General features: G+C 62.9%; 1 protein-coding gene. It reads right to left on the minus strand.

Annotated features, from left to right (window positions below; all coding sequences use genetic code 11):
• Window positions 1–255 precede the first annotated feature (255 nt).
• Window positions 256–1,281: an IS110 family transposase gene (locus K7W03_RS27445; RefSeq protein WP_070156256.1), complete on the minus strand. Its 1,026-nt coding sequence runs from the start codon at window positions 1,279–1,281 to the stop codon at window positions 256–258.
• Window positions 1,282–1,361: the final 80 nt, after the last annotated feature.

Raw genomic sequence — 1,361 nt, forward strand, 5'->3', positions numbered from 1 at the left:
AAACGTATGGCTCGCCCCGTCGGCAAGCGGTTTGTGTCTGATGATCTGGTCAGTCTGCGAAAACGTATCCGGCCTTTCAGCATGGTGCCGTTGGCCAAGATGGAGATCCGCGCGTCCTGGTCCTCATAAAGGGGCCGGCATCGAGTGCCATTTTACGCCGTAGGGTTCCGGGACACCGGTCGACTGTCAGGCCATCTATCACTCACCTCCCGCAGACATCATCCGGCCGGTGCACGCCGCATCAGCCGATCTCGCTCACGCCGCTTGCGCGATTGGTTCGTAGGTGCGTTCGTGACGCAGCAGCGCCCAGACGATGCGCGCCATCTTGGCCGCCAGCGCCACGACGACGGTGTTGGGGTGGGAGCGCGAGAGCAAGCCCCGCAGCCAGGCGCCGAGCCGCGTATCGCTCTTGCTCATCGTCGGCAGCGACGATCGGGCGCCCTGGATCAGGTTCTTGCGCAGATAGCGGCTCCCGCGCTTGGTGATACCGAGCAGCCGCGGCTTGCCCCCGGTGGTCGCCTGCCGCGGTACCAACCCCAGCCAGGCGGCAAGATCCCGACCACGGCCGAAAGTTCTGGCGTCTCCGACTGCTGCCACCAGCGCGGTCGCGTTGAGTGCACCAATACCGGGAATCGTCAGCAGCCGCCGCATGCGCTCATCCGAACGAGCAGCCTCGGTGAACTCGGCATCGAGATCTGCAATTCGCTTATCGAGAGCAATCCAGCGCAGACGCATATCGCTGACGAGCCGGTGAATGCGAGGACCGAGCACTGGCTCATCGCCTTCCAGCATCTCACCAAGGCGGACGGCAAGCTTTGCGCGCCCTTGCGGAACGATATAGCCGCGTTCGAGGAGAAGACTTCTGATCTGGTTCATCAGCGAGGTACGGTCACCGACGAGCTGATCACGAATGCGGTGCAACGTCTGCATGTCTAGTTGCTCCTCGCTCTTCAGCTCCACAAAGCGCATCGTCGGGCGTGTCGCCGCTTCCGCGATCGCCTCGGCATCGCGATCGTCGTTCTTCTGCGCCTTGACGTAAGGACGGACATATTCCGGCGACATCAACCGCACTGCATGGCCCTGTCGTGCCAGCGCCCGGCCCATGTGATGAGCGCCGCAGCAAGCTTCCATCGCCATGACGCAGGCCGGCAGGCTCGCCGCATAGGTGATGACTGTCTCGCGCCGCATCCGTCGTCGCACAACGACCTTGCCCGTCGCATCCAGCCCGACCACGCTGCAGCTGTTCTTGCCCAGATCAATCCCGAGAACCGATATGTCCATGACCCTTGCTCCTTTCGCAAACGGCCTGCTGCCGTAAGGCAACAACGCTCAGTTAAGGGGCGAGCCATCCATAAAGGGGG

It is taken from the genome of Sphingobium sp. PNB (genome assembly GCF_019873065.1).
In the GTDB taxonomy this organism is placed as follows: Bacteria; Pseudomonadota; Alphaproteobacteria; order Sphingomonadales; family Sphingomonadaceae; genus Sphingobium; species Sphingobium fuliginis.

Excerpts from the sequence above, each read along its gene's own strand:
- K7W03_RS27445 (WP_070156256.1), bottom strand. The coding sequence starts at position 1,281 with ATGGACATATCGGTTCTCGGGATTGATCTGGGCAAGAACAGCTGCAGC.